A 1,285-nucleotide genomic window follows, 5' to 3' on the forward strand; every position below is an offset into this window, starting at 1 on the left:
TGACCGTGGTGAGGTGGAGCGGATGGTCCAGGAGGCCGAGCGCAACCGTGGTGAGGACCAGGCGCTGCGCGAGGCGGTGGACGCGCGCAATGAACTGGATGCTGCCGCCTACCAGGTCGAAAAGCGCCTCTCGGATCTGGGCGAGGCGGTGCCCTCTCATGAGCGGTCGCGTGCCGAGATGCTGGTGAACGACGCCCGCGAGGCGGTCAGGAACGAGGCCGGGACCGACCGGACCAGGCCGCTGGCCTCCGAGCTCCAGCAGGTCTACGCGGGACTGCAGGCCCACGAGCCCGCGGCCGCGGGTGCCGGCGCGGCAGGCGGGCCCGGCGCGGGTGGCGCCCAGGACACCGGGGCCGGGGGCGGCGGAGGCGACGAGGACGTCATCGACGCCGAGTTCGACAAGGGCTGAACCGAAACCCATCCGACGAAGGCCGATCCGACAAAGGCGCATTGAGAGGCCGCCATGTCCACTCAACCGCAGCAGCCCGACCCGGTGCCGGAGGGCGCCGTGACGGAGCCGGTGCAGGAGCGGGACCTGCCCGCCCCGGGCGCCGCGGAGGCGCGCGGCGCGGGCGGGGAGGGCCCTGGTCCGGACGCGGCCGGTGGCCCCGCCGTCGGCGAGGCCGATGAGCGGGCCGCCGAGCAGGCCGCCGCGCTGGCCGAGCTGGATGACCGCTGGCGCCGGGCCCTGGCCGATCTGGAGAATCTGCGCAAGCGCCATGCCAGGGAGCTGGAGCGGGAGCGGGCCGCCGAGCGGGCCCGTACGGCGGTGGCCCTGCTGCCCGTCATCGACAACCTCGAACTGGCCCTCTCCCACGCCGAGGCCGACCCCGGCTCGATCGTGGAGGGCGTCAAGGCCATCCACGACCAGGCCGTGGACGCCCTGGCCCGGCTCGGCTACGAGCGGGAGGCCGAGACGGGGGTGCCGTTCGACCCGGCCCGGCACGAGGTGGTGGGCGTGGTCGAGGACCCCGAGGCGGAGCCGGGCACCGTGGTCCAGGTGCTGCGCCCCGGTTACGGGAAGGCCGACAAACAGCTGAGGCCGGTGGCCGTGGCCGTGGCGAAGCGGGAGTGAGAAGGCCATGGCACGGGACTACTACGAGGTGCTCGGGGTGTCCCGGGGCGCGAGCCAGGACGAGATCCAGCAGGCGTTCCGCACCCAGGCCCGCCGCCACCACCCGGATGTGAACAAGGACCCGACCGCCGAGGAGCGGTTCAAGGAGCTCAACGACGCCTACAGCGTGCTCTCCGACCCGAAGACCCGGGCCCGCTACGACCGGTTCGG

Annotated in this window: 3 protein-coding genes; all 3 read left to right on the plus strand. The window is 73.9% G+C overall.

Features of this window, described 5'->3' with window-relative positions:
- Window positions 1–409: Hsp70 family protein (locus ACFXB5_RS33930; protein ID WP_385215196.1), on the plus strand; the 409-nt coding region annotated here is incomplete at its 5' end.
- Between the two features lie 54 nt (window positions 410–463).
- Entirely contained in the window at window positions 464–1,075 is a 612-nt protein-coding gene (locus tag ACFXB5_RS33935; protein ID WP_385215199.1) for a nucleotide exchange factor GrpE, read from the plus strand.
- Window positions 1,076–1,082: 7 nt separating this feature from the next.
- On the plus strand, window positions 1,083–1,285 hold a 203-nt coding region (locus ACFXB5_RS33940), incomplete at its 3' end, for a DnaJ domain-containing protein (RefSeq protein ID WP_385215202.1).

The organism is Streptomyces sp. NPDC059455 (assembly GCF_042750115.1).
In the GTDB taxonomy this organism is placed as follows: domain Bacteria; phylum Actinomycetota; class Actinomycetes; order Streptomycetales; family Streptomycetaceae; genus Streptomyces; species Streptomyces endocoffeicus.